This window comes from Rugamonas apoptosis (assembly GCF_014042355.1).
GTDB classification, from domain to species: Bacteria; Pseudomonadota; Gammaproteobacteria; order Burkholderiales; family Burkholderiaceae_D; genus Rugamonas; species Rugamonas apoptosis.
The window spans coordinates 205,719-222,063 of sequence record NZ_JACEZU010000010.1; the positions used below are offsets into that span (position 1 = coordinate 205,719).

Sequence of the window (16,345 nt, forward strand, 5' to 3'; positions counted from 1 at the left end):
CTGAACGACCAATTTCACCGATTCGCTCACACTATTCATACCATGACGATGACACCCAACTTCCGCTCCCGCGCCACGCTGATCGAACATATCCAGCACACCATGCGCTTCTACGAGCCGCGCTGCGTGGATGGCAGCGGCGGCTTCTATCACTACTTCAAGGATGACGGCACGGTGTACAACGCGCACAGCCGCCACCTGGTCAGCAGCACGCGCTTCGTGTTCAATTATGCGATGGCGTTCCGGCACTTCCAGCAGCCGGTCTACCTGGAGCGGGTACGCCACGGCCTGGCCTTCCTGCGCGGCGCCCACCGCAACGCGGCGACGGGCGGCTATGCGTGGGAACTGGACTGGCGCGACGGCGCGGCCACCGTCACGGACGGCACCAACCATTGCTACGGCCTGGCCTTCGTGTTGCTGGCCTACTCGCAGGCGCTGATGGCCGGCGTGACGGAGGCGCGCGGCTGGATCGCTGAAACGTATACGCTGATGGAAGAACGGTTCTGGCAAGCGGAGCACGGCCTGTATGCCGACGAAGCGAGCGCGGACTGGTCGCAACTGGCGCCGTATCGCGGCCAGAACGCCAACATGCACAGCTGCGAAGCGCTGCTGGCCGCGTTCGAGGCGACGGGCGAACTGCGCTACCTGCACCGGGCCGAGACGCTGGCCCACAACATCACCGTGCGCCAGGCAGCGCTGGCCGATAATTTGATCTGGGAGCATTACCACCAGGATTGGTCGGTGGACGGCGACTACAACCGCCACGACAAGACCAACATCTTCCGCCCCTGGGGCTACCAGCCCGGCCACCTGACGGAATGGGCCAAGCTGCTGCTGATCCTGGAGCGCCATGCCGTGCGTCTGGCCGGCCCGTCCGAGTGGATGCTGCCGCGCGCCCGTGCCCTGTTCGACCAGGCGTTGGAAAAAGCGTGGGACGGCGAGCATGGCGGCATCTACTACGGTTTCGCACCGGACGACAGCATCTGCGACAGCGACAAATACTTCTGGGTGCAGGCCGAAAGCCTGGCCGCCGCCGCGCTGCTGGCCGCGCGCACAGGCGACCCCACATATTGGGACTGGTATGAACGCCTGTGGCAATACAGCTGGGCGCACATGATCGATCACCAGCACGGCGCCTGGTATCGCCTGCTCAGCGCGGATAACCGCAAACTGAGCGACGAGAAAAGCCCGGCTGGGAAAACGGATTACCACACCATGGGCGCCTGCTACGAAGTGCTCAACGTGCTGGCCGGCTAAGCGCCAGCCACCCCGTCCATCCGGCGAAAAGGATGGCGCCCACCGCCGGCGCCATCCTCAACCACCTCAGGCCGCGCGGCGGCGACGGGCCACCACGCCCACCAGCGCCAGCCCACCCAGCAGCATGCCGTAGGTTTCCGGTTCCGGCACCGCCGTGGTGATGTTCAGGCTACCCGAATAACTGGCCGAAGCGCCGGTGTATCCTTTCACGGTCAACACCAGCGGGCCACTGAAGCCCGTGTCGAACAAATGGGCGCCGCTGATGAAAAAGCCGTCGGCAGTGTCCAGCTTTTTACCGTTCAAACTCACGCTGGTGAAATGGATGTGCTGCGACTCGTTGCCGTAGAAGTTCACCACCCCGCCATTGGCCATGAAATTGCCGTTCAACGTAGGCGAGAACGTGTAGGTGTCGCTGAAATAGTTGCCATCGATGGGCTCCGGCAAGCTCAGATTGAAACTGCCCGTCCATTCGTTCGGGTGGTGCGGCGATTGCAGCAGCGATACCGTGTAGTCATGGGCCACGGCGGAGCCGGTGGCGGCGCCTGCCAGCAGCAACGCGAGTAAAGTCGATTTCATGGGATTTCCCTTCAGTTGTGGAGTTGGCGATGCCGGCGTTTGGCCGGACCGGATCTGCGTCGCGGGCCTGCGATGGGCCCGCCGATCATGAAGAATAGTAATTTGTTATCATTTCCCACAAAATAGTCTGTTTGGACTGAATTGCGCCCAGGCACTTGTGGCGCCGCGCACGCTGGGTTGTAATAACGACATGAACCATTCCTTCCTCTTGATCGATGACCACGCGCTGTTCCGGGCCGGCTTGCGCATGACGCTGGAGAGCGCCCACCCCGGCGTGCCGCTGCGCGAAGCGGCCACGCTCGATGAAGCCGTCCATACCCAGCGCGACGCGCCCGCCCCCACCGTGGTGCTGCTGGACCTGCAACTGCCCGGCCTGAATGGCATGGACGGTATGGCCCTGATCCAGCACAAGTGGCCCGAGTGCGCCATTGTCGTGCTGTCGGCCGACGACAGCCCCGACACGGCGCGCCGCGCGCTCGAACACGGCGCGTTGCGCCATCTCTCCAAGGGCGAACCGGCCGCCGTCATCCTCGACGGCATCGCGGCCGTGATGCGGGCCGAGCCGGGCGCGCTGCCATCCTCCACCACGCGCGCCACCGCGCCGCGCCTGACGCCGCGCCAGTGTGAAGTGCTCGACCTGCTGTGCCAGGGCATGTCCAACAAACTGATCGGCCGGCGCCTGAACCTGTCGGAGAACACCGTGCGCGGCCACGTGCAGGCGCTGCTGGCCTTGCTGCAAGTGGTGAGCCGGGCCGAAGCGGCCTACGCGGCCCGCAGCCGGGGGCTGGTTGGCTAGGCCAGGCGCCGCGCGCCGCGCCGAGGGCCTGGTCCGGGCGGAACAGGTGCGCCTGTTGCTGGGCAATATGGGCAGTTCGCTGCTGCCCACCATCGTGGTGGCGTCGCTGCTGCTGTACGCGCTGGCCACCCCGGCCAACACGCGCGGCCTGCCACTGTGGTGCGCCGCCGTGATCGGCTCCAAATGCTTCGCCTGCTGGGACGCGCGCCGCATCCTGCGCGGCCGCATCGGGCCATGGCGCGCCTACCGGCTGGAACGCTGGCTGATCCTGCTGAACGCCATCGACGGCGCAGCCTGGGGCGCGCTGGCCTGGACCGGCTTCGATCCTGGCTCCACGGCCAACAGCATCCTGGTGGTGGCGGTGTTGTCCGGCATCGTCGGCAATGCCATGTCGATGTTGTCGCCCGTGCTGCCGGTGTTCGCCATTTTCTGCGTGTTCGAACTGGGCGCCCTGTCGCTCAAGGCGTGGTCGCTGGACGAGCTGCAATTCCGGACCCTGAGCCTGGCCGTGGTGGTGTATTTTTTCAGCCTGCTCAGCCAGGGCCGCAACAGCGCCCGCGCCGCGCGCGCCGCCATCCAGCTGAAGTTCGACAATATCGGCCTGATCCGGCAACTCCGCATTGAAAGCGACAAGACGCGGCACGCGCTGCATGCGGCCGAACAGGCCAACCTGGCCAAGTCGCGCTTCCTGGCCGCCGCCAGCCACGACTTGCGACAGCCGATCCACGCGCAAGGCCTGTTCCTGGAAGTGCTGGCCCGCTCGCCCCTCAACGACAGCCAGCGCACGGTGCTGGCCAGTGCCCGTGCCGCGTCCGAAGCGTCGGCCGGCATGCTGCATACGCTGCTCGACTTTTCGCGCATCGAAGCTGGCGTGATCGAAGCGCAGCTCGAAGGGTTCGCGCTGCAACCGCTGCTGGCCAAACTGGAAAGCGAACTGGCGCCGCAAGCCAATGCCAAGGGCCTGGTGTACCGCACCCGCGACAGCGGCCTGGCGCTGCGTTCGGACCGGGGCTTGCTGGAACTGATCGTGCGCAACCTGGTGACGAACGCCGTGCGCTATACGGAGCGCGGCGGCGTGCTGGTGGCGTGCCGCAAGCGCGCAGGCCACGCGGTGCTGGAAGTATGGGACAGCGGCATCGGCATCGCCCCCGAACAGCAGGAGGAAATATTCCGCGAATTCCATCAGTTGGGCAATCCGGAACGGGACCGGCAAAAGGGTCTGGGCCTGGGCCTGTCGATCGCGCGCGGCCTGGCCCAGTTGCTCGGCCACGAGCTGACGGTGGCGTCGCGGCCGGGACGGGGCAGCGTGTTCCGGCTGGCCGTGCCGCTGGCCGCCATGCCGGCACTGTCCGGTGCGCCGCTGGCGGCGCCGGCACTGGACGCCCCCGCGCGGCGTGCCTTGCCGTTGCGGGTGCTGGTGATCGACGACGATGCCATCGTACGGATCAGCATGCAGGAATTGCTGGCCGGCTGGGGCTGCGACTGCCAGGTGGCCGACGGCATCGAACCGGCGCTGGCGCTGGCGGCGACGTGGCTGCCGGACATGATCATCAGCGATTACCGGCTGCGCGAGCAGCGCACGGGCGCGGAAGCCATCGCCATGCTGCGGGCCCAGGCCGGACATGCTATCCCGGCCTTGCTGATCACGGGCGACACGGCCCCCGCCCGCCTGCGCGAAGCGCGCGCCAGCGGCGTGCCGCTGCTGCACAAGCCCACGTCGCCCGAGCAGTTGTACCGCAGCATGGAACAAGTCCGGGGACGCGGCCACCACGCCAATACGGACTCAGCCAATGAACTGCACTGTCACTGAATTCGTTACTGCTGACAGCCGGGCGCAAAGGATGGATCACGGCGACGCGAAAAATAGTTGATTACTCAACAATCACCGATGAATTGATGCAAAATTGCCGCACCCGATGGCAAACCGACCATATTTATTTTGATGGTGCTACACTGGTTGACGTCTTTTCATTCATTGAGAGGCTCCCCCATGAACCAGATGTCGAGGCGTCAGTTCCTGAAGGTGACTGGCGCGACCCTGGCCGGATCGAGCATCGCGCTGCTGGGCTTCGCCCCGGCCACGGCGCTGGCCGAAGCCCGGCAATACAAGCTGGCCCGCAGTACCGAGACCCGCAACACCTGTCCCTATTGCTCGGTCGGCTGCGGCATCCTGATGTATGGACTGGGGGACGGCGCCAAGAACGCCACCGCCCGCATCATCCACATCGAGGGCGACGCCGACCACCCGGTCAACCGCGGTACGCTGTGCCCGAAAGGGGCCAGCCTGATCGACTTCATCCACAGCCCCAACCGGCTGCAGGTACCCGAATACCGCGCGCCCGGCGCCGCCGAGTGGAGCCCGGTCTCGTGGGACGACGCACTCACCCGCATCGCCAAGCTGATGAAGGCCGACCGCGACGCCAACTTCATCGAGAAAAGCGCGGACGGCAAGACCGTCAACCGCTGGCTGTCCACCGGCATGCTGTGCGCCTCGGCCTCCACCAACGAGGTCGGCTACCTGACGCACAAGGCCATGCGCAGCACCGGCATGCTGGCCTTCGATAATCAGGCGCGTGTATGACATGGTCCGACGGTGGCAGGTCTTGCCCCGACGTTTGGCCGTGGCGCGATGACGAATCACTGGGTCGACATCAAGAACGCCGATGTGATCCTGGTCATGGGCGGCAATGCCGCCGAAGCCCACCCGTGCGGCTTCAAATGGGTGACGGAAGCGAAGGCGCACCGTGGCGCCAAGCTGATCGTGGTCGACCCGCGCTTCACCCGCACCGCTTCGGTGGCCGATCATTACGTGGCCACCCGTACCGGATCGGATATCGTGTTCCTGGGCGCGATCATCAACTACCTGCTCACCAACGACAAGATCCAGCACGAGTACGTGCGCAACTACACCGACCTGCCGTTCATCGTGCGCGAGGACTTCGCGCTCAACGACGGCCTCTATTCGGGCTACGACGACAAGGCTGGCAAGTACGCCGACAAGACCAGCTGGAACTATGAACTGGGCGCGGACGGCTACGCCAAGATCGCCCCCACGCTCGAGCATCCGCGCTGCGTCTACCAGCTGCTCAAGCAGCACTATGCGCGCTACACGCCGGCCATGGTGCAGACCGCGTGCGGCGTGGCGCCGGAGCAGTTCAAGCTGGTGGCCGAGACGCTCGCTTCGACGGCCGTGCCGGGCCGCGCCGCCACCATCCTGTACGCGCTGGGCTGGACCCAGCATTCGACCGGCGCGCAGACGCTGCGCTGCGGCGCCATGGTGCAGCTGTTGTTGGGGAACATAGGCGTCGCCGGTGGCGGCATGAACGCGCTGCGCGGCCACTCCAACATCCAGGGTTTGACGGACCTGGGACTGATGTCCAACCTGCTGCCCGGCTACTTGACGCTGCCCGGCGAGGCGGAGCAGGATTTCGACGCCTTCATCGCCGAGCGCGCGCTCAAGCCGCTGCGCCCCAACCAGCTTAGCTACTGGAGCAATTACCGGAAATTCCACGTCAGCCTGATGAAAGCGTGGTGGGGCGATGCGGCCACGGAGGACAACCGGTTCGCGTTTGATTACCTGCCCAAACTCGACAAGCCCTACGACATGATGCAGGCGTTCGAACTCATGCATCAGGGGAAAATGAACGGCTATCTGTGCCAGGGCTTCAACATCCTGGCCTCGGCGCCAGACAAGCAGAAGATCACGGAAGCGCTGTCCAGGCTCAAGTTCCTGGTGGTGATGGATCCGCTGGCCGTGGAGACGGCCGAATTCTGGCGTCCATTCGGCAAATTCCACGAAGTCGATCCCGCCAAGATCCAGACCGAGGTGTTCCGCCTGCCCACCACCTGCTTCGCCGAGGAGCGCGGTTCGCTGGTCAGTTCCTCGCGCGTGCTGCAATGGCACTGGCAAGGCGCGGAAGGGCCGGGCCAGACCCGCAGCGACCTGGAGATCATGTCCGGCATCTTCCTGCGCATGAAGCAGATGTACCAGGCCGACGGCGGCAAGTATCCCGACCCCATCGTCAACCTGAGCTGGCCATACGCACAACCATACAGCCCCACGCCGGAGGAACTGGCGATGGAATACAACGGCAAGGCGCTCAAGGAGCTGACCGATCCCAAGGACGCGGCCAAGGTGCTGGTGAAGAAAGGCGAACAGCTGGCCGGCTTCGCCCAGTTGCGCGACGACGGTTCCACCGCCTGCGGCTGCTGGATCTTCGCCGGCGCGTGGACAGCGGCCGGCAACCAGATGGGGCGGCGCGACAACGCCGATCCATCGGGCATCGGCCAGACCCTGAACTGGGCCTGGGCCTGGCCGGCCAATCGCCGCGTGCTCTACAACCGCGCCTCGTGCGACCCGAAAGGCAAGCCGTTCGACCCCACCCGCAAGCTGGTGGGCTGGAACGGGACCAATTGGGCCGGCGCGGACGTGCCGGACTTCAAACTGGACGAGCCGCCCGAGAACGGCATGGGCCCGTTCATCATGCTGCAGGAAGGCGTGGCCCGCTTCTTCTGCCGCGCCGGCATGAACGAGGGGCCCTTCCCCGAGCACTACGAGCCGTTCGAAACACCGGTCGGCCACAATCCGCTGCACCCGTCCAACGTGCGCGCCACCAGCAATCCGGCCGCCCGCGTGTTCCCGTCCGACCGCGCCAAATTCGGCACGGCGGCCGAGTTCCCGCACGTGGCCACCAGCTACCGGCTCACCGAGCATTTCCATTACTGGACCAAGCATGCGCGGCTCAACGCCATCATCCAGCCGGAGCAATTCGTGGAGATCGGCGAGGACCTGGCGGCCGAAATCGGCGTGGCCAACGGCGGCACCGTCAAGGTCAGCTCCAAGCGCGGCCACATCGTGGCCAAGGCGGTGGTCACCAAGCGCATCAAGGCGCTCACCATCAATGGCAAGAAGACCCACACGGTGGGCCTGCCGATCCACTTCGGCTTCAAGGGCGTGACCAAGCCGGGCTATCTGATCAACACGCTCACGCCCACCGTCGGCGACGGCAATTCCCAGACCCCGGAATACAAGTCCTTCCTGGTCAAGGTGGAAAAAGCGTGAGCGCCCGAGGAGAATGAGATGGCACTGCAATCATTGGATATCAAGCGCGTGTCCGCCACCACCACGCAGCCGCCCAGCGCGCGCGAACCGGCGCTGGGCACCGTGGCCAAGCTGATCGACGTATCGAAGTGCATCGGCTGCAAGGCTTGCCAGACCGCCTGCATGGAGTGGAACGACCTGCGCGACGACGTGGGCGAGAACGCGGGCGTGTACGACAACCCGAACGACCTGACGCCGCAATCGTGGACGGTGATGCGCTTTTCCGAGCACGAGTCGGGCGACGGCAAGCTGGAATGGCTAATCCGCAAGGACGGCTGCATGCACTGCGAAGATCCCGGCTGCCTGAAGGCCTGTCCGGCGCCGGGCGCCATCGTGCAGTACACCAACGGCATCGTCGACTTCCACCAGGAGAACTGCATCGGCTGCGGCTACTGCGTGGCTGGCTGTCCGTTCGACGTGCCGCGCATTTCGAAGAAGGACAGCCGGGCCTACAAATGCACACTGTGCTCGGACCGGGTGGCCGTGGGCCAGGAACCGGCCTGCGTCAAGACCTGCCCCACCGGCGCCATCGTGTTCGGCACCAAGGAGGACATGCGGCAGCACGCCGACGAGCGCATCGCCGACCTCAAGTCGCGCGGCTACGCGCAGGCGGGCCTGTACGACCCGGCCGGCGTGGGCGGCACGCACGTGATGTATGTGCTGCACCATGCCGACCAGCCAGGCTTGTACCACGGCTTGCCGGCCGCCCCCAGCATCAGTCCCATGGTGGGATTGTGGAAGGGCATGACCAAGCCGCTGGCCCTGGCCGGCCTCGCCGTCACGGCGCTGGCGGGCTGGTTCCACTACGTGCGGGTGGGCCCCAATGAAGTGAGCAGGGACGAAGAAGCCGAGGCAGCCGAAGACGCCAACCGCATCCGGGAGAGCCAAAATGAATCGCGATAAGGATGGCAATCCGCTCATCGAGCGCTACACGGCCAATGAACGCGCCGGCCACTGGGTCACCGCCATCTGCTTCGTGCTGCTGATGGTGTCTGGCCTGTCCATGTTCCACCCGGCCACCGCATGGATGACGGTGTTCCTCGGCGGCGGGCAATGGACGCGCATCCTGCACCCGTTCATCGGGTTGGTGATGGTGGTCTCCTTCACCGGCATGGTGGCCCGGTTCTGGCGCCACAACCGCTTCGAGCCGGGCGACCGCGAATGGCTGGACCAGACCGGTGATGTGATCCACAAGCGCGAACATCTGGTGCCCAAGGCGGGCCGTTACAACGGCGGGCAAAAACTGCTGTTCTTTCTGCTGGTGGGCTGCATGGCGGCGCTGCTGCTGACCGGCCTGGTAATCTGGCGCGCCTACTTCTCGGCGCTGTTCCCCATCGGTCTGATACGCTTCGCCGCCCTGCTCCACGCGTTCTGCGCGCTGCTCATCATGGTGGCCATCATCATTCACGTGTACGCGGGCTTGTGGGTCAAGGGCTCGCTGGGCGCCATGGTGCGCGGTACGGTGACGTACGGGTGGGCGCGCAAGCACCACGGACGCTGGTTCGAGGAAGCCGTGCGCAAGTCGCGCGACTAGCGGCATGGATTCCATCGCCTGTCGAGCCTCGCCCGTTTTGGATTAGAATAAGCCGCAAGGCCGGCCGCCGGTGGCGGGCCGGATCGGCATTCTGGGACGGGGGACTTACTTGGTACAACGCCTGCTTGCACCCGGCGAGATCGAAGCGCTCGATCACACCGCCATTCCGCGCCTGCTGCTGCCGCAGCCGCGCGGCCTGTTCCGCGCCCGCGCCGCACGCCTGCGCCGGCTGGCCAATAACGACATCAAGGGCATTCCCGTTGGCGCCACCTTGCGCGGCTACCTGCTGCTGATGGCCGCGCTGGTCGATGCGCAGGCGGCCGTCACGCTGGCCCTGCCGTCCGATACCAGCGCACTGGCGGCGGCCATCAACCTGCCCGGCCACGCCGCCATCGCCCAGGCGCTCAGTCACAACATGCCGCCGCTGCCCGTCAGCGGCGCCCGCCCGCGCGCGTGGCGCGGCGTGTTTGACAACCTGCTGGCGCAAATGGGCACGCTGGCCAACAGCCAGCCGCAACTTTCGTCGGTGCTGGACGAACTGCGTGCGCTCTCGGACGCCGAACTGGACGGCTGCGCCGACGCCGTGCTGGCGCAGTTCGGTGACGGCATCAACCCGCTCCATGCGCCGTTCGTGGCAGCCGCGCTGCAGGTGGTGTGGACATTGCAGGCCAGCCTGCTCGACGCGCGCCACGTGCAGCCGCTGGTCACGGGCGCCCTGTGCCCCGTGTGTGGCTCGCATCCGGTGGCCAGCGTGATCCGCATCGGCGGACAATCGCAGGGTTACCGCTATCTGCACTGCGGCATCTGCGCCAGTGAATGGCATATGGTGCGCGTCAAATGTTCCAGCTGCGAGCAGAACGCGCACGTGGCCTACCAAAGCCTGGAGGACGCGGACGGCGGTACCGCGCCGCCGTCCGACGCCATCAACAAAGCCAACGACCCATCGCGCGTGGCGCGCGCGGAAACCTGCGACGACTGCCACAGTTACCGCAAAATATTCAACCAGGAGCATGACTATGAGGTCGAACCGCTGGCCGATGACCTGGCCAGCCTGATGCTCGACGTGCTGGTGGGCGAAGCTGGTTATGCGCGCGCCAGCGGCAATCCCTTGCTGTGGTTCAGCGCGCCATGAGCGGCGCACCGCCAGGGGCAACCGAGGGCGCGGCGGCGGACACCGGCGCGGCCGGCGCGCGCAGCGTGCATCTGCCGGCCGTGCATCTGATCCTGGCCGATCCATCATGCCAGCCGCTGCTGGCCGAATACGGCCGCGTGCAGACTCTGGCCGCGGCGCGCGCGCTGCTGGCCGAGCTGCGCGGCGACATGCTGCGCGTGGCCAATGCCGGCGGCGCAGCGTCATCCCCGGCCGGCCAGATCGCCATCCCCGCCATCACCGCCCTGCTGGCGCAGCGGCTGGCGCAGGCCAACCGCTCACCGCTGCGCCCCCTGTTCAATTTGAGCGGCACCGTACTGCATACCAACCTGGGCCGCGCGCTGCTGCCCGACAGCGCCGTGCAAGCCGTGGCCGAAGCGCTGCGCTGGCCCATGAACCTGGAATGGGACATCGACATGGGCAGGCGCGGCGACCGCGACGACCTGGTGGAAGCGCTGCTGCGCGAGCTGACCGGCGCCGAAGCCGTCACCATCGTCAACAACAACGCCGCCGCCGTGCTGCTGATGCTCGACACGCTGGCCCATGGCCGCGAAGCCATCGTCTCGCGCGGCGAGCTGGTGGAGATCGGCGGCGCGTTCCGCATCCCGGACATCATGCAGCGCGCCGGCGCCACGCTGCGCGAAGTGGGCAGCACCAACCGCACGCACCCGCACGATTACGCCAACGCCGCCAATGCGCAGACGGCGCTGCTGCTCAAGGTCCATTGCAGCAATTACGTCATCACCGGCTTCACGAAAAGCGTGGCGGTGGCCGAGCTGGCGCCGCTGGCACGCGACCGGGGTATCCCGCTGGCTGTGGATCTGGGCAGCGGCACACTGGTGGACCTGGAACAATATGGCCTGCCACATGAAACGACGGTGCGCGAGACCGTCGCCGCCGGCGCCGACCTGGTGACCTTCAGCGGCGATAAGCTGCTGGGCGGGCCGCAATGCGGCATCATCGCCGGCCGCGCCGACCTGATCGCGCGCATCAAACGCAACCCGCTCAAGCGCGCGCTGCGGGTCGGCAAACTGACGCTGGCCGCGCTGGCGCCCGTACTGGCCCTGTACCGCGCCCCCGACCTGTTGCCCGTCCGCCTGACCACGCTGCGCCTGCTCACGCGCCCGGCCGCCGATATGCGCGCGCAGGCGCAAGCCATCCTGCCGCTGCTGCGGCGCGCGCTGGGCGCCGATTACGACGTGCGCGACGAAGCCATGACCAGCCAGATCGGCAGCGGCGCGCTGCCGGTGGACCTGCTGCCCAGCCACGGCCTGACGGTGCGCGCCGCTCCAGGCGCGCGCGTGCGCGACGCGCTGGGCATGCTGGAACGGCGGCTGCGCGCCCTGCCCATCCCCGTGGTCGGCCGCATCGCGCAGGACGCCCTGTGGCTGGACCTGCGCTGCCTGGACGAAGATCAGCAGCAGCGCTTCGTCGAACAACTCGAATCGCTGGCCGTATGATCGTCGGCACCGCGGGCCATATCGACCATGGCAAGACCACGCTCACGCGCGCCCTGACCGGCGTCGACACGGATCGCCTGAAGGAAGAAAAGGCCCGCGGCATTTCGATCGAACTCGGATACGCCTATTTGCCGCTCGACGATGGCCTGGTGCTGGGTGTGATCGACGTTCCCGGCCACGAGAAATTCATCCGCACCATGGCCGCCGGCGTGACCGGCATCGACTACGCGCTGCTGGCGGTGGCGGCCGACGACGGCATCATGCCGCAAACGCTGGAACACCTGTCCATCCTGCGCCTGCTGGGCGTGCGGCGCGGGGCCGTGGCCCTGACCAAGGCCGACCGCGCCGACCCGGCCCGGCTGGCGCAAGTGGAAGGCGAGGTTCGCGCCCTGCTGTCCGCCATGGGCTTCGACGACGCTCCCCTGTTCCGCACCAACGCCACGGCGGCCAACGACGCGGGCGTGGCGGCGCTGCTGGCGCATCTGAGCGCCACCGCCCGCCAGCTGCCCGCCCGCGACGAGCAAGGCCTGTTCCGGCTGGGCGTGGACCGCGTGTTCACGCTGGCCGGACAAGGCACCGTCGTCACCGGCACCGCGCTGGCGGGCGCCGTGCGGGTGGGCGACCTGCTGCGGCTGGCGCCCGGCGGCCGGCAAGTGCGGGTGCGCGGCATCCACGCGCAGAACCGCGCGGCCGAACGCGGCATGGCCGGCCAGCGGCTGGCGCTGAACCTGGGCGGCGCCGCGCGCGAGGATATCGACCGTGGCAGCTGGGTGGTGGCGCCCGCGCTGGCCGATTGCGGCGAACGGCTGGACGCCGAATTGTCGCTGCTGGCCGGCGCCGGTGCGCCGCTCGCATCGTGGTCGCCGTTGCACGTGCACCTGGGCGCCGCCCATCGCACGGCGCACGTGGTGCCGCTCGATGGCGACATACTGGCGCCCGGCCACACAGGCCGCGTACAACTGGTGCTCGATGCGCCCGTGCACGCGGCGCCCGGCGACCGCTTTATCATCCGCAACGCGCAGGCCAGCGCCACCATCGGCGGTGGCGTGGTGCTGGACCCGTTCGCGCCGGCCCGGAAACGGCGCAGCGCCGAACGGCTGGCGTGGTTGCAAGCCATGTCCGGCTATCTCGCCGACGGCGGCCTGGCCGCGCCGCTGGCCTGCAGCCCGCACGGCCTGCGTGCATCCACGCTGACACGCCTGACGCTGCTGCCGGCGGACCGTCTTACGTTGCCGCCGGACGCCATGCGCATCGCACTGGCGGGCGGCGACGCGCTGCTGATCGCGCGCGCCAGCGCGCAAGCGCTGCAGGAACGCGCCATCGCCGCGCTGGCCCAGTTCCACGCCCGCGCGCCCGACGAGGCGGGCCCGGAATGGTGGCGACTGAAACGCATGGTGGCGCCCGATGCGGAAGACAAGCTGTGGAGCGACCTGCTGGAACAACTGATTGCGGCGGGCCGCGTATGCCAGCGCGGCCGAAGCCTGCACCTGCCCGAGCATCGCCTCGAATTGAGCCCGCAGGAGCAGGCGCTGGCCGCACCCTTGCTGGCCTCATTGCTGGCCGGTAGCTACGATCCGCCATGGGTGCGAGACCTTGCGCGCAAGACGGGCATGGCGGAGGACGACGTGCGGCGCCTGCTGCGCAAGCTCAATCGCAGCGGCGACGTGGGTCAAGTGGTGCCGGACCTGTTCTACCATCCGGCACGGCTGGCCGAACTGGCGCGCATCGTCGCCACGCTGCCCGAAGCGCAAGCCGCCTCGTTCCGCGACGCCACGGCGCTGGGCCGCAAGCGCGCCATCCAGCTGCTGGAGTACTTTGACCGCGTCGGCTATACTCGGCGCGTAGGCAACATCCATCTGGTACGGCCCAACGCCGTATGGTCGTAGCGCCGTTTTGACGCACCACGAGGAAGGCATACTCATCCGGTGATGGGGCCGGGCTTCAAACCCGGTGGGGGGCGTCAGCCGCTCCCTCGTAAGTTCGACTCCTACTGCCTTCCGCCCATCCATTCGCGCTTGCCCTCAGCGGATAATGGCGCAAGAATCCGGGCCGCGAGCCCCTTGCTCGCAAAACCATAAGGAATAAAAAAACCGCCAGGCTCACGCACTGGCGGTTTTTTGCTTCAGACTAAGCCGAAAGATTACTGGGCTGCTGCGGCGCCTTCTTCAGCGGCCGCTTTCATCGACAGCTTCAGACGACCGCGGTCGTCCGTTTCCAGCACTTTCACGCGCACTGCCTGGCCTTCTTTCAGGTAGTCGGCCACGGCGTTCACACGCTCGTTGGCGATCTGCGAGATGTGCAGCAGGCCATCCTTGCCTGGCATGACTTGCACGATCGCGCCGAAGTCCAGCAGCTTCAACACCACGCCGTCGTAGGTCTTGCCCACTTCGACCGAGGCGGTCAGCTCTTCGATGCGGCGCTTGGCTTCCTGGCCGGCGGCAGCGTCCACGGAGGCGATGGTGACCACGCCTTCGTCGCTGATGTCGATCTGGGTGCCGGTCTCTTCGGTCAGCGCGCGGATCACGGCGCCGCCCTTGCCGATCACGTCACGGATCTTCTCTGGGTTGATCTTGATGGTGATCAGGCGCGGTGCGAAGTCCGACAGCTCGGTCTTCACGTGCGGCATGGCTTTCTGCATTTCGCCCAGGATGTGCTCGCGGCCTTCCTTGGCTTGCGCCAGCGCCACTTGCATGATTTCCTTGGTGATGCCCATGATCTTGATGTCCATCTGCAGCGCCGTGATACCGTTGCGGGTACCGGCTACCTTGAAGTCCATGTCGCCCAGGTGGTCTTCGTCACCCAGGATGTCCGACAGCACGGCGAAACGGCCGCCTTCCTTGATCAGGCCCATGGCGATACCGGCCACGTGCTCTTTCATCGGCACGCCGGCATCCATCAGCGCCAGGCAGCCGCCGCAGACGGAAGCCATCGACGAGGAACCGTTCGATTCCGTGATTTCCGACACCAGGCGCACGGAGTAGCTGAACTCGTCGGCCGATGGCAGCGCGGCGATCAGCGCGCGCTTGGCCAGGCGGCCGTGGCCGATTTCGCGGCGCTTGGGCGTGCCCACGCGGCCCGTTTCGCCGGTGGCGAACGGAGGCATGTTGTAGTGCAGCATGAACGAGTCGGTGAACTCGCCCATCAGCGCGTCGATCTTCTGGCTGTCGCGGGCCGTGCCCAGGGTGGCCACCACCAGCGCTTGGGTTTCGCCGCGGGTGAACAGGGCCGAACCGTGGGTGCGTGGCAGCACGGAGGTGCGGATCGCGATCGGACGCACGGTGCGGGTGTCGCGGCCGTCGATACGTGGCTCGCCTTCCAGGATCTGCGAACGCACGATCTTGGCTTCCATGTCGAACAGGATGTTGCCCACTTCGGCGGCGTCCGGTGCCTCGGCAGTCGCTTCGGCGGCCAGGTCGGCCATCACTTCACTGGTGGCGGCCTTCAGCTTGGCGGTACGCTCTTGCTTGTCCTTGGTCAGGTAAGCGTCGCGGATCTTCGCTTCGGCGAAGTGCGCCACGCGGGCGATCAGCGCTTCGTTCTTGGCCGGGGCGGTCCATTGCACTTCCGGCTTGCCGCCGTCGCGCACCAGCTCGTGGATCGCGTCGATCACGGCCTTCATCTGGTCGTGGCCATAAACCACGGCGCCCAGCATGATTTCTTCGGACAGCTGTTTGGCTTCCGATTCGACCATCAGCACGGCCGTTTCGGTACCGGCGACCACCAGGTCCATCTGCGACGTCTTCAGTTGCTCGACGGTCGGGTTCAGGATGTACTGGCCATTGGCGTAACCCACGCGGGCGGCGCCGATCGGGCCGTTGAATGGCACGCCGGACACGCACAGGGCGGCCGAGGCGCCGATCATGGCGGCGATGTCTGGATCGATTTCAGGGTTGACCGACAGCACGTGAATGATGATCTGCACTTCATTCAGGTAACCTTCAGGGAACAGCGGACGGATAGGACGGTCGATCAGACGCGAGGTCAGCGTTTCTTTTTCCGAAGGACGGCCTTCGCGCTTGAAGAAACCGCCGGGGATCTTGCCTGCGGCATAGGTCTTCTCGACGTAATCGACGGTCAGCGGGAAGAAGTCCTGACCGGGCTTGGCGTCCTTGCGTGCCACCACGGTGGCCAGGATCACGGTATCTTCGATCGATACCATGACCGCGCCCGATGCCTGGCGGGCGATTTCGCCGGTTTCCAGCGTGACTTGATGTTGGCCGTACTGGAAGGTTTTCGTAACTTTGTTAAACATGGGTATTCCCTTTCTATTTGCCGACAGATTTTCAGGGGCTGTCGTTCACCTCACCACAGGCGGCGTCTCCTTGTAAGATGGGCCGCCTTTACTGCTATCACTGCTATCACTGCGCTTTCACTGCGCGACTGCCGCATTGTGAAACGGCAGCGTGCGTATTCGGGAATGCCATGTTGCTGTGCCAAGAGACTGTTCCTCTTAGCAATTTGTTGCCGGGCC

General features: G+C 66.4%; 11 protein-coding genes and 1 tRNA gene. 10 read left to right on the forward strand and 2 right to left on the reverse strand.

Going from position 1 to position 16,345, the window contains the following annotated elements; genetic code table 11:
* The first annotated feature begins 48 nt into the window (after nucleotides 1–48).
* On the forward strand, nucleotides 49–1,257 hold the full coding sequence (locus tag H3H39_RS28020) for an AGE family epimerase/isomerase (protein WP_182155918.1): 1,209 nt from the start codon (nucleotides 49–51) through the stop codon (nucleotides 1,255–1,257).
* Nucleotides 1,258–1,323: 66 nt separating this feature from the next.
* Here the strand turns inward: H3H39_RS28020 and H3H39_RS20075 are convergent, their stop codons facing one another.
* A complete protein-coding gene (locus tag H3H39_RS20075; protein ID WP_182155820.1) occupies nucleotides 1,324–1,833 on the reverse strand; it encodes an FxDxF family PEP-CTERM protein in 510 nt (169 codons plus the stop codon).
* 190 nt (nucleotides 1,834–2,023) lie between these two features.
* Between H3H39_RS20075 and H3H39_RS20080 the strand changes: the two genes are divergently transcribed.
* From H3H39_RS20080 to H3H39_RS20120, 9 genes are all read left to right on the forward strand, one after another.
* Nucleotides 2,024–2,629 carry a response regulator transcription factor gene (locus H3H39_RS20080; protein ID WP_182155822.1) on the forward strand — a complete coding sequence of 202 codons (606 nt, stop codon included), beginning with the start codon at nucleotides 2,024–2,026 and terminating at the stop codon, nucleotides 2,627–2,629.
* Nucleotides 2,622–4,439, forward strand: a complete 1,818-nt coding sequence (locus H3H39_RS20085) for an ATP-binding response regulator (RefSeq protein WP_229218148.1) — start codon at nucleotides 2,622–2,624, stop codon at nucleotides 4,437–4,439. The genes H3H39_RS20080 and H3H39_RS20085 overlap by 8 nt, the downstream gene beginning before the upstream one ends.
* Nucleotides 4,440–4,619: 180 nt before the next feature.
* The gene (gene fdnG, locus H3H39_RS20090) at nucleotides 4,620–7,691 is read left to right on the forward strand and encodes a formate dehydrogenase-N subunit alpha (protein ID WP_182155824.1); all 3,072 of its coding nucleotides are present in this window, start codon (nucleotides 4,620–4,622) and stop codon (nucleotides 7,689–7,691) included.
* Nucleotides 7,692–7,709: 18 nt separating this feature from the next.
* On the forward strand, nucleotides 7,710–8,633 hold the full coding sequence (gene fdxH / locus H3H39_RS20095) for a formate dehydrogenase subunit beta (protein ID WP_182155826.1): 924 nt from the start codon (nucleotides 7,710–7,712) through the stop codon (nucleotides 8,631–8,633).
* The gene (locus H3H39_RS20100; RefSeq protein ID WP_182155828.1) at nucleotides 8,620–9,264 is read left to right on the forward strand and encodes a formate dehydrogenase subunit gamma; all 645 of its coding nucleotides are present in this window, start codon (nucleotides 8,620–8,622) and stop codon (nucleotides 9,262–9,264) included. The genes fdxH and H3H39_RS20100 overlap by 14 nt, the downstream gene beginning before the upstream one ends.
* Before the next feature lie 109 nt (nucleotides 9,265–9,373).
* On the forward strand, nucleotides 9,374–10,396 hold the full coding sequence (gene fdhE, locus H3H39_RS20105) for a formate dehydrogenase accessory protein FdhE (RefSeq protein ID WP_182155830.1): 1,023 nt from the start codon (nucleotides 9,374–9,376) through the stop codon (nucleotides 10,394–10,396).
* Nucleotides 10,393–11,874: an L-seryl-tRNA(Sec) selenium transferase gene (gene selA / locus H3H39_RS20110; RefSeq protein ID WP_182155832.1), complete on the forward strand. Its 1,482-nt coding sequence runs from the start codon at nucleotides 10,393–10,395 to the stop codon at nucleotides 11,872–11,874. Before fdhE ends, selA begins: the two co-directional genes overlap by 4 nt.
* Nucleotides 11,871–13,760: a selenocysteine-specific translation elongation factor gene (selB, locus tag H3H39_RS20115; protein ID WP_182155834.1), complete on the forward strand. Its 1,890-nt coding sequence runs from the start codon at nucleotides 11,871–11,873 to the stop codon at nucleotides 13,758–13,760. Before selA ends, selB begins: the two co-directional genes overlap by 4 nt.
* Before the next feature lie 21 nt (nucleotides 13,761–13,781).
* Nucleotides 13,782–13,874: transfer RNA gene (locus H3H39_RS20120), tRNA-Sec, on the forward strand.
* Between the two features lie 140 nt (nucleotides 13,875–14,014).
* Here the strand turns inward: H3H39_RS20120 and pnp are convergent.
* Nucleotides 14,015–16,126 carry a polyribonucleotide nucleotidyltransferase gene (gene pnp, locus H3H39_RS20125; RefSeq protein ID WP_182155836.1) on the reverse strand — a complete coding sequence of 704 codons (2,112 nt, stop codon included), beginning with the start codon at nucleotides 16,124–16,126 and terminating at the stop codon, nucleotides 14,015–14,017.
* Nucleotides 16,127–16,345: the final 219 nt, after the last annotated feature.

Excerpts from the sequence above, each read along its gene's own strand:
- selB (WP_182155834.1), top strand. The coding sequence starts at position 11,871 with ATGATCGTCGGCACCGCGGGCCATATCGACCATGGCAAGACCACGCTC.
- H3H39_RS20075 (WP_182155820.1), bottom strand. The coding sequence starts at position 1,833 with ATGAAATCGACTTTACTCGCGTTGCTGCTGGCAGGCGCCGCCACCGGC.
- H3H39_RS20080 (WP_182155822.1), top strand. The coding sequence starts at position 2,024 with ATGAACCATTCCTTCCTCTTGATCGATGACCACGCGCTGTTCCGGGCC.
- fdxH (WP_182155826.1), top strand. The coding sequence starts at position 7,710 with ATGGCACTGCAATCATTGGATATCAAGCGCGTGTCCGCCACCACCACG.
- H3H39_RS20100 (WP_182155828.1), top strand. The coding sequence starts at position 8,620 with ATGAATCGCGATAAGGATGGCAATCCGCTCATCGAGCGCTACACGGCC.
- pnp (WP_182155836.1), bottom strand. The coding sequence starts at position 16,126 with ATGTTTAACAAAGTTACGAAAACCTTCCAGTACGGCCAACATCAAGTC.
- selA (WP_182155832.1), top strand. The coding sequence starts at position 10,393 with ATGAGCGGCGCACCGCCAGGGGCAACCGAGGGCGCGGCGGCGGACACC.
- H3H39_RS28020 (WP_182155918.1), top strand. The coding sequence starts at position 49 with ATGACACCCAACTTCCGCTCCCGCGCCACGCTGATCGAACATATCCAG.